At 62.0% G+C, this 14,444-nt stretch carries 15 protein-coding genes; 9 read left to right on the top strand and 6 right to left on the bottom strand.

Going from position 1 to position 14,444, the window contains the following annotated elements:
* Positions 1-158: 158 nt before the first annotated feature.
* Both ABNU55_RS15115 and ABNU55_RS15120 read left to right on the top strand, forming a co-directional pair.
* Positions 159-1,718, top strand: coding sequence for an acetolactate synthase large subunit (locus ABNU55_RS15115; protein ID WP_290750720.1), 1,560 nt, complete (start codon positions 159-161; stop codon positions 1,716-1,718).
* 12 nt (positions 1,719-1,730) lie between these two features.
* Positions 1,731-2,282 carry an AAA family ATPase gene (locus ABNU55_RS15120; protein WP_290750723.1) on the top strand — a complete coding sequence of 184 codons (552 nt, stop codon included), beginning with the start codon at positions 1,731-1,733 and terminating at the stop codon, positions 2,280-2,282.
* Between the two features lie 4 nt (positions 2,283-2,286).
* On the opposite strand, the gene ABNU55_RS15125 is transcribed toward ABNU55_RS15120, so the two are convergent.
* The 3 genes from ABNU55_RS15125 to ABNU55_RS15135 form a co-directional block, all read right to left on the bottom strand.
* Positions 2,287-3,036 carry a hypothetical protein gene (locus ABNU55_RS15125; RefSeq protein WP_290750726.1) on the bottom strand — a complete coding sequence of 250 codons (750 nt, stop codon included), beginning with the start codon at positions 3,034-3,036 and terminating at the stop codon, positions 2,287-2,289.
* 120 nt (positions 3,037-3,156) lie between these two features.
* Positions 3,157-3,915, bottom strand: coding sequence for a delta-class carbonic anhydrase (locus tag ABNU55_RS15130; RefSeq protein WP_348764545.1), 759 nt, complete (start codon positions 3,913-3,915; stop codon positions 3,157-3,159).
* 342 nt (positions 3,916-4,257) lie between these two features.
* Complete coding sequence (locus ABNU55_RS15135; RefSeq protein WP_290750731.1) at positions 4,258-5,085, bottom strand: hypothetical protein; 828 nt, start codon at positions 5,083-5,085, stop codon at positions 4,258-4,260.
* A gap of 166 nt (positions 5,086-5,251) precedes the next feature.
* Here ABNU55_RS15135 and ABNU55_RS15140 point away from each other — a divergent pair, with 166 nt between their 5' ends.
* Positions 5,252-6,310 (top strand): class I SAM-dependent methyltransferase, encoded by a 1,059-nt coding sequence (locus ABNU55_RS15140; protein ID WP_348764543.1) that lies wholly within the window; start codon positions 5,252-5,254, stop codon positions 6,308-6,310.
* A 75-nt stretch (positions 6,311-6,385) separates the two neighbouring features.
* Here ABNU55_RS15140 and ABNU55_RS15145 read toward each other — a convergent pair whose 3' ends face one another.
* Positions 6,386-8,842, bottom strand: a complete 2,457-nt coding sequence (locus ABNU55_RS15145; RefSeq protein WP_290750735.1) for a TonB-dependent receptor — start codon at positions 8,840-8,842, stop codon at positions 6,386-6,388.
* 161 nt (positions 8,843-9,003) lie between these two features.
* On the opposite strand from ABNU55_RS15145, the gene ABNU55_RS15150 reads away from it, so the two are divergent.
* Positions 9,004-9,813 carry an SDR family oxidoreductase gene (locus ABNU55_RS15150; protein WP_290750738.1) on the top strand — a complete coding sequence of 270 codons (810 nt, stop codon included), beginning with the start codon at positions 9,004-9,006 and terminating at the stop codon, positions 9,811-9,813.
* A 6-nt stretch (positions 9,814-9,819) separates the two neighbouring features.
* On the opposite strand, the gene hemW is transcribed toward ABNU55_RS15150, so the two are convergent.
* Both hemW and rdgB read right to left on the bottom strand, forming a co-directional pair.
* On the bottom strand, positions 9,820-10,989 hold the full coding sequence (gene hemW, locus ABNU55_RS15155) for a radical SAM family heme chaperone HemW (protein WP_290750740.1): 1,170 nt from the start codon (positions 10,987-10,989) through the stop codon (positions 9,820-9,822).
* Positions 10,986-11,585 (bottom strand): RdgB/HAM1 family non-canonical purine NTP pyrophosphatase, encoded by a 600-nt coding sequence (rdgB, locus tag ABNU55_RS15160; RefSeq protein WP_348764544.1) that lies wholly within the window; start codon positions 11,583-11,585, stop codon positions 10,986-10,988. Before rdgB ends, hemW begins: the two co-directional genes overlap by 4 nt.
* Before the next feature lie 118 nt (positions 11,586-11,703).
* Here rdgB and ABNU55_RS15165 point away from each other — a divergent pair, with 118 nt between their 5' ends.
* The 5 genes from ABNU55_RS15165 (at position 11,704) to ABNU55_RS15185 (ending at position 14,273) form a co-directional block, all read left to right on the top strand.
* The gene (locus ABNU55_RS15165) at positions 11,704-12,234 is read left to right on the top strand and encodes a DUF2975 domain-containing protein (RefSeq protein ID WP_290750745.1); all 531 of its coding nucleotides are present in this window, start codon (positions 11,704-11,706) and stop codon (positions 12,232-12,234) included.
* Positions 12,235-12,250: 16 nt separating this feature from the next.
* A complete protein-coding gene (locus tag ABNU55_RS15170; protein ID WP_290750748.1) occupies positions 12,251-12,493 on the top strand; it encodes a helix-turn-helix transcriptional regulator in 243 nt (80 codons plus the stop codon).
* 91 nt (positions 12,494-12,584) lie between these two features.
* The gene (locus tag ABNU55_RS15175) at positions 12,585-13,088 is read left to right on the top strand and encodes a CreA family protein (protein WP_290750750.1); all 504 of its coding nucleotides are present in this window, start codon (positions 12,585-12,587) and stop codon (positions 13,086-13,088) included.
* 71 nt (positions 13,089-13,159) lie between these two features.
* Positions 13,160-13,600, top strand: a complete 441-nt coding sequence (locus ABNU55_RS15180) for a group III truncated hemoglobin (protein ID WP_290750753.1) — start codon at positions 13,160-13,162, stop codon at positions 13,598-13,600.
* A 244-nt stretch (positions 13,601-13,844) separates the two neighbouring features.
* Positions 13,845-14,273 carry a hypothetical protein gene (locus ABNU55_RS15185; RefSeq protein WP_290750755.1) on the top strand — a complete coding sequence of 143 codons (429 nt, stop codon included), beginning with the start codon at positions 13,845-13,847 and terminating at the stop codon, positions 14,271-14,273.
* Positions 14,274-14,444: the final 171 nt, after the last annotated feature.

Genomic DNA, 14,444 nt, shown 5'->3' on the forward strand with positions numbered 1-14,444 from the left:
AGATCACCGAAAAGGGTTATATCAATCAGGGCCGCGTGCAGGCGTTGAGGCAGGATCAGTTGGACCGGCTTTACGCGAAATCGCCTGACGAAGAGATCATTGAACTGGACTAGCGCCGCGCAAGGGCGCGTGACGACACAAATTGGAGGACGACAGACATGGCAGAACAGAAATTGACAGGCGCCGATGCGCTCGTTTCCACGCTGGCCGATAATGGGCTCGAGGCGTGTTTCGCCAATCCGGGTACGTCGGAGATGCATCTTGTCACCGCGCTCGACCGCGAGACACGGATCAAGTCGGTGCTGTGCCTGTTTGAAGGTGTCGCGACGGGCGCGGCCGATGGCTATGCGCGGATCGCCGGAAAGCCGGCCATGACGCTGCTGCATCTCGGGGCGGGTTACCTCAATGGCGGGGCGAACATCCATAATGCGAAGCGTGCGCATACCCCGATGGTAAATGTCATCGGCGATCATGCCGTCGACCACCGCAAATATGATGCGCCGCTCAATTCCGACATTATGGGCCTGGCGGGCCCGAACTCTGTCTGGATCAAGTCTGCCGACAATGTGAAGACGACCGGCAAGCTTGCCGCGGAAGCCTATGCGGCAAGCTTCGGCCCGGTTTCGGGGCCGGTCTCGCTGATCCTGCCCGCCGATTCGGCTTGGGAAGAAGAGGGCGAAAAGGGGGGCAAGGCGCAGCTGCCCTCCATGCGGCAGACACCGGGGGAGCTGATCGAGAAGGCGAAGGCCGCGATTGAGGCAGCCAAGGCGCCGGTCATCGTGATCAATGGCACAGCGCTCACCGAAGAGGGGCTTGCGGCAGCCGCCCGCCTGAAGGCCGCCGGTCTGCGGGTCATCACCGACACCTTCTACTGGAAGATGCGCCGGGGCGCCGGTCTCTTCGCGCCGGACCGTATGCAGTATTTCGCCGAAGGCGCGATGTCTGACCTTGAGGGCGCGGATCTGATGCTGGTGGCGGGCACGAGCCTGCCGGCCGCCTTCTTTGCCTATCCAGGCAAGCCCAGCCTGCTGGTGCCGGAGGGCTGCGAGACGATGGATCTTGGCGGGGCCGACACGGACAGTGCGAAGACGCTGCTGGCGCTGGCCGACGCGATGGGGGCCAGCGACATTGCCGACCCGATGCCGCTGCGCAAGCCGGATGCGCCGACAGGTGAGCTGAATGCGGCTGCGGTTGGCGCGAGCGTCGCGCGTCATATGCCGGAGAATGCGATTGTCTCCGATGACGGCGTTTCGAACTCGCTGCCCGTCTTCCTGTCGACCATGACGGCTGAGCCGCATGACTGGATGATGCTGACAGGCGGGGCCATTGGGCAGGGCCTGCCGCTGGCGCTTGGCGCGGCGGTGGCTGCGCCGGACCGCAAGGTGATCGCGCTGACGGGCGATGGCGCAGGTATGTATACCAATCAGGCGCTGTGGAGCATGGTGCGCGAAGGCGCCGATGTGACGACCATCGTTTTCGTCAACCACACCTACCGCATCCTGAATATCGAGCTGCACCGCACCGGCGCGGGCAATCCCGGCCCGACGGCGAAGGATATGCTGGCCATCGGGGAGCCGGATATCGACTGGGTGAGCCTCGCTGAATCCATGGGGGTTGAAGCGACAGCCGTCACCACAGCCGAGGATTTCGACAAGGCGTTCGAAGAAGCGATGAGTTCGGCCGGGCCACGCCTGATCGCGGCGATTGTGCCGGGCTGACAAGGGACGGACGTGGCCAAAATCGTCATTCTCAACGGGACCAGTAGTTCAGGAAAGACGTCTCTGGCGCGCGCGATCCAGCGCCTCGCAACAGGTCCGGTGCTGCGTGTCAGCATGGACGATTTCCTTGAGATGATGCCGCCGCGCTTTGCCAATGACGACGAAGCGTTCAGTTTTCGTCCGGTGGCAGAGGTCGACCCTGTGGAAGTGGAGATCGGGACGGGACCCTACGGTGTAGCGCTCATGCGAGGGATGCGGACCGCCATTGCGGCGCTTGCCGATCAGGGCCTCGACCTTGTGGTGGACGACGTCATGCTCGGGGCTGGCGATCAGGATCATTATCGCGAGGTCCTGGCCTCTCACACCCTCACCTTCGTCGCCGTTCACTGTGCAATCGAGACGGCAGAGCAGCGCGAGCGTGAGAGGGGCGACCGCGATATCGGTATGGCCCGCTGGCAGTATTCGCGCGTCCATACGGGGCGGGATTATGATCTTGAAGTCTGGACGGACAAGGTGACGCCGGATGACGGCGCGCGCAATATCATCCGGTTTGCTGACCTTTAGGCCATCAGAATTCGCGCCCGACGAAGAGCTTGGCCATGGCGTCATCCGCGCCTCGGGTGACGCCAAACCTTACAGCGGACTGGATGAAGTATCCGCCTTGCCAGCCGAGCTTCACGACAGGCCCGATCTGATGGGCCTGTCCGGACAGGCCGGGGATGTCCCGGCTGTTTCCGAACTCGGCGAAGTATTCGACGCCCAGACGCCAGTCATCTGTGCCAAGCGCTGAGATGTTGAGGGCGCGGGAAATCTGTGCGCGGCCTTCCAGCTCAACGCCGCCCTCGCTGCCGTTGCCGGTTTCCATTTCGGCGATCAGGTTTGCTCGCCACTCCCAGTCATCTGCGAACTTGTCGGTTACCGTCAGGCGGACTTCCGCCTCATCCGGGCCGCCATTCTGGTCGAACCCATAGGCGAACCTGACGCCGCCATTGAAGCCCGAATTATCCGATGCTTCCTCGCTCCACTGAAACCAGTTCTCGACCGTCAGGCTGGACACGTCCCAATCACCGTCGTCGGGCTGGCTGAAGGCGCCGATCAGCCGAAGCTGATACCAGTCCGTGAACGCGTTATCATAGTGGATCCGGCTGCCGGCATTGCCGTCCTCATCGGCGCCGAACCGCGCCTCCACGGACTGTTCGCCTTTCGACACGCCGGCCGAGCCGACATTTCCTGTAAGCGACTGGGCATGGGCCGGAAGCAGGATCGCCGGCAGCAAGACAAGAAGGCTCGCACTGGCGGCAGAATGATGACGTCTCATCGGGGGCTCTCCATATCCGCGGCAATGCGCAGAATGCGCCGTGGCCGTCCGGTATCAGATAAAAAAAGAGGCGGGGGAAGCCGGATGTGGCTGCCCCCGCCATGGGAGGTAAGGGGTAACTTATTCCATCGGCGAAAGCAGTTCCGGCGCAGTGACAAGCTGGCGGACGGCATGCGAGGCGGTCTCGTTGAAGACGTTGCCCTCTGCCGCCCAGGCATGGAGGGAATTGATGTCGAGCTTTGTGCATTGCGGGCGCACGCTCCATGTCACCTGAGCGGGTGAACACTGCGCCTGCGTGTAGGATGGGCCCGTGGTCGAGCCGATGAAGGTCACCGGGTCGCCCGTATCGGACGGGATATTGCCCGTCTGCCACATGCCGCCGGACTGGCGCACGGCGGCCAGCTCTGTGAAATCGGCGGCCGCGCTGTCATTGACCACAAGAAAGACCTGAGCTTCCACGCGCAGCAGGGGGTCGGTGCAGGTTTCGGGTACGCAGGCGCCGAGGCCTTCACCCGGCGCGGCAGTCTCGCAGCTGGTGTGGACCCAATGCACCTCAATCGTGTCGCCGGGTTTCACATTGCCATAGGCTCCGTCCACCGGTGTCAGCTCCGCCTCGGTGAGGTCTTCGGTGGCGTTGCAGGCAAAGCCGCCAAAGTCGCTATCGTTCACAAAGACACTGAAGCCAGGGCCCTTGTGTTCGGCATTGGTGTGCGAGTGGATATTGCAGAGGTTCATCTGCTCTGCTGGCGGGGCGAGCGGGAAGCTTACCGGATTAAGGCCAATGGTGCTGGCGATGTCGCGAGGCGTCTGTGGGCCTGCATCAAGACAGAGGCCGGCGGCTTCAACCGTCTCGGCTTCCGGCGTGTCCGTTTGTGCCATGGTGACAGGCGGTTCGGCCTCATCGGCGGCGTTTGCGCAGGCGGCCAGTGAGAGGGCCGCAACAGCTGTAAATGTTGTCAAGAATAGAGTCTTTTGTTTCATGTCTCCCTCCAGAATCGGGCAAGACAAGATGCCCGTCCGGGGAGTTAATTGGAGGCGGGTCGAGACTCCATAAAATCGTATTTTCGGAATACTTGCATAGGATAATCCTATGCTTCGGTCGGGGAAGCGTTGCGCGTCGGCTCGGCTTTACCCTTTATAGGGTGTACGCCCTTTAGAGGGACAGGCCAGGTCGAATACACTGGCCTGTCTGCTCTGCCAAAGGCTGGGTCTATCGAAGACCTAGTCGACATATTCCCAGCGGTCGCCGCCGACATTGCAGGCGGTGCGCTCCACATTGCCCTGATAGACAGTGCGGCATTCGCCGCTGTCATAGCCGCTGGTCACGCCGGCATTATAGCCGGTGGTCGTGCCGTTATAGGTGGCGCCGCCATAAGTCGTACCGGTCTGATAGGTGCGCTGGCCGCCATAGAGGTCGTCCTGCTCATAGGTCCGGGTGTAGGTTCCGTTATGGTACCCGCCCTGATCATAGCTGCCGCGATTATAGGCGTTGGGGGCATAGCTATTGTTATAGGTCACGCGGGACGGCGGCGTGTGCTGGTTGCCATAATAGGTATTCGGCTGGTTCTGGACGCGGCGGGCGCAGTCGTCGCCTCCGCTGCCACCGATCGCCGTGCCTGCGAGGCCGCCCACGACGGCGCCAACAAGGGCGCCGGCAATCTGGTCACCATTGTCATTGTCGCGGTGGCGATAGCGGTCATAACGGTTGTAGCGGTCATAGCGCCCATACCGGTCGTAGCGGTTATAGCGATCATACCGGTCATAGCCGTGGCGGCGGTGGCGGTAACGATCGTCATCATCGTCATTGTCGGCGATGGTGGCCCCGAGCAGGCCGCCTGCAATGGCGCCGACAACGCCGGCAGTCTGCTGGCGTGAGCGGCGCTGGCGCTCACAGTTTATGTAAGCGGGGTTCCCGGCGGTCTGGTTGTAGCCGTAATTATTGTAATCTGAATATCCATAGCCTTGCGAGTCATAGCCCTGGGCGCCAGCCGGCAGCGCGATTGCGAGCGCTGCGGCGCTGCCCAGGATTGCTGTGCGCGTCTTGAACATGTCTGTCTCCTTTACCGGGACGGATATGGCCCCGCTTTTCTACACTTACGACTATAACATGCCCGCCTGAACGCAGGCTGAAGGGTAAATAACAATTAACTCAAGGCCTTAAGATGGATGCTGGACGAATGCCGGTGACTGTCCCATCTTTTAGTTCATGGCGATCATGCAGGAAACGGGAAAGACGCTTTCGCGCGCGCGTTACGGCGCAGCGCAGGCGGTTCGCGCGGCCTGGTATGGGGCGCAATACAGGATAGCAAAGCGGCGCTCTGCCGGGTTCAACCGGCCGGGTGAGCCGGTGTTCAAGCCAGTCAATCCGGTCGATACAAAAGAGCTGCGCCGGGCCTATCTGGGGCTGTTTGCCCGTGACCGCGCCAATATAGAGGCAGGGCTTTATCCCAAACCCGAAGATGTGCGCCTTGCCGACCTGCCCGCGGCGGTGAGCCGGGCGCGTGACTTCATGCGCGATGTCGCCGAGGTCGACCGGCGCCGGGTGGCCCGCGAAGGCGATGAGGTACGCGAGCGGCTTGAGGGCTCCAATCGTTATCCGGATTATTACCAGCAGAACTTTCACTATCAGACCGATGGCTGGCTGTCGGACGAGAGCGCGCGTCTCTATGACCATCAGGTCGAGGCGCTGTTCACCGGCGCGGCGGACGCCATGCGCCGTGCGGCGCTGGCAGAGATCGCGCGCGAGATGAAGGGCCGGGACCAGAGAGAGGTCAGGCTGCTGGATCTTGCCTGCGGAACGGGCCGGTTCCTGCGCGAGACGATGCGCGCTTTTCCGCGGCTGCAGGCGATGGGGCTGGACCTCTCGCCGAACTATGCAGAGCGGGCGCGGGCGATGGTCGCGCCATGGCCGCATGTGGACGTGATTGAAGGGCAGGCCGAGGTCTTGCCGCTGGAGGATGAAAGCCTCGACATGATCGTGTCGATCTATCTCTTCCATGAGCTGCCGGAAAAAATACGCGGTAAGGTCATCGAGGAGGCGGCCCGAGTCCTGAAGCCGGGCGGGGCGTTCATCGTGGCCGACAGCCTTCAGTTCGGTGACAATGAAGGGCTGGACGGCATCCTTGAATATTTCCCCGAAGGCTTCCACGAGCCCTATTACAAGGCCTATCTCGGCTGGGATTTCGCCCCGTCAATGGAGGCTGCGGGTTTCAAAAAGGAACGCACACAGCTTGCCTTCCTCACCAAGGTGAATGTCTGGCGCAAGTCAGCCTGAGCCGCTTTAAGCGGTACCATGAAAAATGCCGCCCCTTTCGGAGCGGCATTTCCCGGTTTCAGTGTCGTTCCGGTCCTACCAGCGATAGCTGACGGTGCCGTACAGGAAGCGGCCGGAGAAGCCGAACGGGCTGCGGCTTGAATAGGGGAAGATCCCATTGAAGCTCAGATTGTCCGGAGTCTGGGTCGGGTATTCGTCGAGGATGTTGTCCGCGCCGACACCGACCGAGATGCGCTCGGTCAGATCGACATTGACCGACGCATCCAGGATCCAAGCCGAATCCAGCGTGAAGTCATTGTCCGGATTGGAGGAGGGCACGAGCACCTCACCAAAACGGGTCGCCCTCACGTTCAGCTTGGCGATCTGATAGGAATAGTCGCCAGACAGGATCAGCTTGGTTTCCGGGGCGCTTTCCTCAAGCGTGAGGGAGCGGTCGCGGCCAAACAGGACGAGGCTCGGAATGACCGTGTTTTCGGGCACTTCCGTCACTTCGGTCTTGGAGTAGTTGAAGGCTGCCGAGACGTCGAACGCGCCGCGATTGCCGAAATCGAAGCCATATTTGGTGACGATATCGACACCCGTGGTTTCGGTCTCGATGCCATTTTGGAAGAAGCGGACGAGCTGTGCGTTGACGCCTGCATCGTCCAGCACTTCCTGCACTTCAGGCCCACCGAGGTTTTCCGTCAGGAAGATCTGGTCGTCGATGTCGATGCGATAGGCGTCGATGGTGACGAACCAGTCCGGGGTCGGCGTGATGACCGTACCGAGCGAGTAGCTGATCGATTCCTCGGCCTCGAGCTGGCCGCCGCCAAGGGCGATGGCCGCAGGAGAGGTCGCCGGGAAGGTGCCAACCTCGAACGGCACGCCGTCGATGAAGTTGGTCGAGATCGCCGTGAAGTATTGCTGCTGCAGGCTCGGTGCGCGGAAGCCGGTCGAGATGGCGCCGCGAATGGCGACCTGGTCGGTAAAGTCGTACCGGCCAGCGACCTTGCCGGTCACCGTGTCGCCGAAGTCCGAATAGTCCTCATAGCGAAGGGCCGCCGACAGCAGGGTGCGGTCATTCGGCTCCCATTCGATCTCGCCATAGACGCTGGTCGCGTCGCGGCCTTCATCGACTTCCGATTCCGGGGTGAAGCCGGGGAAGACCTGGCTGCCGGCCGCTGCGGTCGGGGAGACCGGATTGCCGAAATAGTCGGTCGCCGGGAAAGGCCCCTGGATGTAGGAATTCGGCTCGCCGGCTTCGATCTCGAAATTCTCGTCGCGATATTCGGCGCCGAAGGCGAGCGTTGTGGTCCCCGGCAGCATGTTGTCGAAGGTGCGCACGATGTCTGCGTTGACGGTGACCTGGTCGAATTTCAGGCTACCGGCATCGAAACTGGTCTGGCTCGTTGGGCCCAGCGAGGCGTTGAGCGAGTTCTCGACCGAATATTCAAGTTCGTTCGAGCCGCGCACGACGCTGAGATCATAGTCCCAAAGATTGGCTGTGCCGCGAATACCGCCGCCAAGGCTGTAGTCAAACACATCGCCGCCGATGACCGGCAGATAGCCGCCCGGATAGATCGAGGAGATGTTGCGGGTGTCGATGGCCCGGCGATAGAAGCCCGGGCTTTCGCCTTCACGGTCCTGAAGGCCGCCAAACGCATAAAGCTCTGCGCCATTGTCCAGCGTGTAGCCGCTATTGAAGAACAGGTTGACGTTCTCCGCGCGGCCATTGCCGTAATTGTGGTTCAGGCGGTCAAAGGTGCGCTCGAACTCTGCAAATTCCGGCGTGTCCGGGAATTGCTGGCGCGGGTCGAGACCGGCGCGGTTGGTGCGCTGGCGCAGGGAGTATTCGGCCGAGACGGTCAGGAAGCCGCTGTCGCCGAGGCCGAAGCCCGACCAGCCGCCAATCGTGGTCGTCTGACCATCGGTCTCGCTGCGGTCCAGGCCCTCAGGATCCGTCACATGGGCACCGTAGCGCACATTGAGACCGCCGCCGGAGCTTTCCTCACGCAGGAGGACGTTGATCACGCCGGCAATGGCGTCCGAACCATACTGGGCGGAGGCACCGTCACGCAGGACCTGCACGCTGCCAATCGCGGTGGTCGGGATGGCGTTGAGGTCGACAGCTGCCGAACCGCGGCCAACCGAGCCGTTGATGTTGACCAGAGCCGAGGTGTGGCGGCGCTTGCTGTTGACCAGAACGAGCGTCTGGTCCGGCGCGAGGCCGCGCAGTGTGGCCGGGCGGACAATGTCGGTGCCGTCATTGATGGCCGTCTGGTTGAAGTTGAAGCTCGGAACGGTCGTCGTCAGAATCTGGTTCAGTTCGACGCGGCCCGTATCGGTCAGTTCCTCGACCGGGAAGACGTCGACCGGGACGGCTGTTTCGAGCGCGGTCCGGTCAGCGCTGCGCGTGCCGGTCACGACGATCTGGCCCTGACGAAGCTCTTCGGACTGGGCGTTCGCTTGTGCGGCGTCCTGCGCCAGCGCGGGTTGCGCGCAAAGAATGATGAGTGGTGCTGCTGAACAAAGCAGGCGGAGTTTCTGTTTCATAATTTTCCCCTCTACAGGCACAGATCGCTTCCCTGCGTCTGTGTGCCTCGCATTTGCCACACGTGAAGTCGTAAACAAGACGGGGTAAATAAATGAAATCTGAGTGTGTCGTTTATGTTACAAAAACAGGACGACACTCGCAAAATTTGATCGGAGCACACGTGAAAAAACGAAATCTTTCTCTGATTACCGGCGCCTCAGCCGGTCTTGGGGCAGAATTTGCCCGTCAGTACGCTGCCAAGGGGTGGGACGTGGCCCTGACTGCGCGCCGTCTGGACCGGCTGGATGCGCTCGCGCGAGAGCTTGAGGACAAATATGGCGTCGCGGCCTTCACCATCGCTCAGGACCTCTCGAAAGAGGGGGCGGCCGATGCCATCATTCATGAGCTGAAAGAGGCCGGGCGCCATGTCGATGCGCTGGTGAACAATGCCGGCTATGGCCTGCCGGGCACCTTCTTCAATACAAGCTGGGAAGAGCAGGCGGCCTTTATCCAGGTCCTCTATACCGCGCCGATCGAGCTCGTTCACAAGCTGCTGCCGGGCATGGCGGAGCGCAATTTCGGGCGGATCATCAATGTCGCGTCGCTGGCCGGATATACGCCGGGCTCAAGTGGTCACACACTCTATGCCAGTGTGAAGGCGGGCCTGATCAAATTCTCCGAAAGCATCCATGCCGAGGCCGAAGCGGCAGGACACGACATTCACTGCACCGCGCTTTGCCCCGGTTTCACGTGGACCGAATTCCACGATGTGAACGGCACGCGCGAGATGACCAATGAGTGGCCGGACTGGATGTGGATGGAGGCAGGCCCTGTGGTGAAGGCCGGACTGGATGGGGTGAGCCGGGGTGCGCCTGTGGTGGTGCCCGGTGCGGTCAATAAGGGCCTCGCCACACTGACGCGTATCCTGCCCGAGCCGCTTGGCCGCGCGGTGATGAAACAGCAGGGCAAACGGTTCCGCAAGACCGACTAGGGCGGATCAGGGCGCGAGTTCGGCCGTAATACGGTCGGCGAGGAGACGGCCCTCACGCGTGAGCGAGACCACCTGTCCCGAGCGGTGAAGGAGACCTGCCTCCGCAAGCATGTCGAGGCTCGCGGCGTCTGCCGGCATGCCTGAAACGGCGGTCATGCGGTCCAGATCGAAACCCTCGTCCGGGCGAAGGCCGAGGGCGAGCAGTTCGCGGGCCGTGTCGAGCGATGTGAGGGGCTCGCCCGGCTCGGAGGGGAGGGGGGCTTTGACCGCCGCCTCATAATCGCCGGGCCTTGCCGGAGCATGTGTCGCGAAACGCCGGCCATCCAGGCTGAGCCGGCCATGCGCGCCGGGGCCGATGCCGATCCAGTCGCCGCCGCGCCAATAGGTAAGGTTGTGCCGGGATTTGTATGCCTCGCCGGCGGCGTGGTTGGAAATCTCATAGGCGGGCAGGCCGCGCGCCTCGCAGATCTGCTGGGTCAGCTCATAGAGGTCAGCCTGGTCGTCATCTGGCATCGGGACAAGTTCGCCGCGTTCGGCGCGTTTGCCGAAGGCGGTGCGCTCTGCAATGGTCAGTTCATAGAGGGAAAGATGCGGCGCGCCGAGCGATAGCGCATCGCTCAGTTCCGTTTTCCAACTCTCTGTCGGCTGGCCAGGCCGGGCATAGATGAGGTCGATTGAAGTATTGTCGAAAATAGCGAGCGTGTCTTCTGCGGCGCGCCGGGCCATGGCGCTGTCATGGTCGCGGCCCAGAAAGGAAAGCGCCTGATCATCAAGGGACTGGATGCCCAGCGAGACGCGGGTGATGCCGGCCGCTTTCCACGCCTGCAGCGCCCCGCGTGAGATATCGGCCGGATTAGCCTCCAGGGTGATTTCGGCGCCTGATTCAATCCCGAATGCCTCATCGGCCCGTTCGATCAGGGATGCGATGTCGCCAGCCGCCATCAGTGAGGGGGTGCCCCCGCCAAAATAGACCGAGCCCAGCGGCGGATGATCCGCCAGCAAGGCCCTGTGGCGCGCGACATCGCTCAGAAGGGCGGCGTTCAGCCCGGCATTGTCCCTGTCCTTGGCCGCATAGACGTTGAAGTCGCAATAGGGGCAGATGCGCGTGCAATAGGGCCAGTGGATATAGAGCCCGAACCCATGGGCCGGGCCGAAAGGGGGCGTCGCTGCCTTCAAAGCAGGGCCGCTTTCAGTTTCGCGAACGCGTCGGCGCGGTGGCTCATGGCGTGCTTCTTTGCCGGGTCCATCTCGCCAAAGGTTTCGGTCTCGCCCTTTGCGACGAAGACCGGGTCAAAGCCGAAGCCCTGTTCGCCGCGCGGCGGCCAGACAAGCTCGCCCTCGACCGTGCCCTCGAAGACTTCCTCATGACCGTCCGGCCAGACGACGGCGAGGGTGGAGACGAAGCGGGCGCTGCGGTCGGTGGCCTCGATCTCTTTCAGCAGGGTCTCAACCTTTTCCATGGCGACATAGAAATCGCGCGGCTCGCCCGCCCAGATGGCTGTATGAACACCCGGCATGCCGCCAAGCGCCGTCACCTCAAGACCGCTATCGTCGGAAAGCGCCGGGGCGCCGGTCGCCTCGCATGCGGCGCGTGCCTTGATGAGGGCATTGCCGGAAAAGGTCTGTTCGGTCTCTTCCGGCTCCGGCAGGTCCAGATCGATGGCGGAGACGACTTCCATGCCGACCGGTTCGAAAAGATCCTTCAGTTCGCGGACTTTCCCCTTGTTATGTGTTGCCGCGACGAGCCGGCCTTTCTCAAGTTTGCGAGTCATGACTGGATGTGGCTCCGATCTTGCTTTCTGTGTGAACGCTATTATCGTTAAACGGTAAATTTGTGCCGGACTGGTATGTGAGACCCGGTTCTGCGGTATCTGAGGATTTCGAAGAGATATGACAATCCGCCAGCATAACTCCATGGCTGCTTTCCTGTCAGGCCTCATGCAGGTGGTGATCTGGGTGGCCATCGTCTGCGGGATCATCGCCTTCCTGCTGATTAGCGTCGGCCTGATCGGAAGCCTGAATGGCGGCGTCATGCGCGTGCCCGGCATGGAGGCCTATGTGGAGGGTGTCGCGCCGGGCCAGTTCATTGCAGGACTCGCGGGACTGGTCGTGTTCGCTCCGGGCATCATCTATGTCTGTATGCAACTGCGCCGTATCCTCTCGACCCTCGCCGATGGCGACCCCTTCGTGCCGGAGAACGGGCCGCGCCTCAGCAAGATTGCAATCGCCATCGGGGCCATTGAAGTGGCGCGATATCTCACCGTGATCCTGCTCAACGTCTTTGTCGATCTTGGCAGCGAACAGCCGCTGCGTCTCAGTATCAACCTTGCCGCCTGGGCGGCAGTCATAGCGCTTCTCGTCCTTGCGCAGGTCTTCCGGGAAGGAAGCCGCCTGCGCGAGGAAGAGAAGATGACGATCTAGGAGGGCCTGACCCTATATGGCCATTCGTGTAACCCTCGACCGCGTCCTTCTCGAACGCCGCATGTCGCTGACAGAACTGTCAGACCGTGTGGGCGTCACGCTCGCCAACCTCTCCATCCTCAAGACGGGGAAGGCGAAGGCGGTCCGTTTTTCCACGCTCGAAGCGCTGTGCCGGGAGCTGGGCTGCCAGCCGGGCGACATCCTGATCTTTGACGGTGAGGAAGATGGCGCGGCCGCTGAGGATGAGGAAGCGGCTTAGGGGCTGGCGCAGGTCAGCCGGTGAAGGCGCGCAACTTCCGGGACGGTGATCCATTCTATCTGCAAGCCGCGCCAAATGAAGGACTCATCGAATGCCATCGCCCAAGGCCGCCCTCGCACTGCTTGTCCTTCTTCTGCCCCTTACCGCATGTGGCAATGGCGATCGCGAAGTCGGCGAGTTCAAGAATGACTGGCTGGGCAATGAGATCAAGATCGACCGGCTGAAGGACCCCAAGGTGCAGGGCATTACCTGCCATGTCACCTATTTCGACCGCGGCGTCTGGGACAGGATTGGCAAGGGCAACTGGTTTGAGGACCCGTCGAACTCCTCCATTTCCTGCCTTAAGACCGGCCCTGTTGTTATTGGCAGGATCGACCTCGACCGCTCCGGTGAGGAAGTCTGGGACCGGGGCCGTTCGCTGGTCTTCAAGCAGCTTGCCGTGCGCCGTATCTATGACGCCGAAAGCGATGCGATGATGTATGTCTCCTTCTCGCGCAAGCCGGTCGACGGCTCGGCCAAGATGAGCCTGTCGACCGTGCCGCTCTGGGACGCAGACGTTACCTGGGAAGGGCGCGACAAGCCGGAGGTGGAGTAGGCGCCCGCCGCGCATCCTATAAGGGCGTCTGCGTATGGACGCCGCTTGCGCAGCACCGATAGACAGGCGTCATGACCTACCAGATCCGCTCGGCCGAAGAGCGCCGCCGCGATATACAGGACAATGCCGCCCGCCTCGGCATCGATGATGATTTCATCTCGATGCTGGTCGAGACCTTCTACGCCCGTGTGCGCGCCCACCCCCGCCTGGGCCCGATCTTCAATGGCGAGATAAATGACTGGCCAGACCACCTCGCTAAGCTGAAGGATTTCTGGGCCTCGGTCGCCATGAATGCGGGGCGCTATTCCGGCAAGCCGGTGCCGGCCCATATGAAGCTGGAGGGCATCCGGCGAGAGGATTTCGCTCTCTGGCTGGGCCTCTTTCAGCAGACGCTGGAAGAGATCTCACCGGGCCCCGAAACGGTTGAGTTTTTCATGCAGCGCGCAGCCCGTATCGCGCAGAGCCTGCAGCTCGCCATGTCCGGGCTGGAGAGCCTGGGGCGCAGAGCGTAGGCGGCGGCCTATGCCGCAATTGATTTTTTGCCTTCTGGCGTTTACGCGTCAATTCATGCGCAGCATGGCTTCATATCTGAACCAGCAACAGACCTTCCGGACACCGGCGGGCTGTTGTTTTGCGCTTACCGGCTGGTCCTGATTTTCGGTCAGACGATCAGGGACAGCCTGCATTCCACACAACCTCGCCACCATGCGGCGGGGTTTTCCATTTCGGGCCCCGCCCAGCCTGAAAGGACATCCAATGTCACTCTCAACAGATGCCGCGATCCGGCGCATTACAGACGGCCTGATCGCCAGAAGTCTGCCCAAGGCGGAGTGGACGCATGAAGCGCATTTTGGCGCGGCGCTCGACTTGCTTTCGCGGCCGGACATCGACGCCTTCGCAGAGATGCCGGCCATGATCCGCGCTTATAACGCCGCAGTCGGAACGCCCAACAGCGACACCGAAGGCTATCACGAGACGATCACCTTCGCTTCACTGCGGGCCGCTCGCGCTCACCTCAAAACCTGCGCGGGGGCGCCCCTGCCGGAAGTGCTCGCCCTCCTCATGGCGTCAGAGTGTGGGCGCAACGCCTGGCTAACAACCTATTGGTCGCGCGAGCGCCTCTTCTCGCCGGAGGCACGAAAGGGCTGGGTCGAGCCGGACCTCAAGCCCTTGCCCTATCCGTGAGTGGCAGCCGGAACGCCTACCCGATGGCCTTCATCTGGTGCTCGAACAGTTCCGTGCAGCCTTTTTCGGCCAGACGCATCATCTCCTCGACTTCGGGGCGGGTCATCGGGCGTTCCTCGCCGGTGCCCTGGATTTCGATGAAGCCGCCATCTGAACTCATGACGACATTCA

The organism is uncultured Henriciella sp. (assembly GCF_964005855.1).
Lineage (GTDB): Bacteria > Pseudomonadota > Alphaproteobacteria > Caulobacterales > Hyphomonadaceae > Henriciella.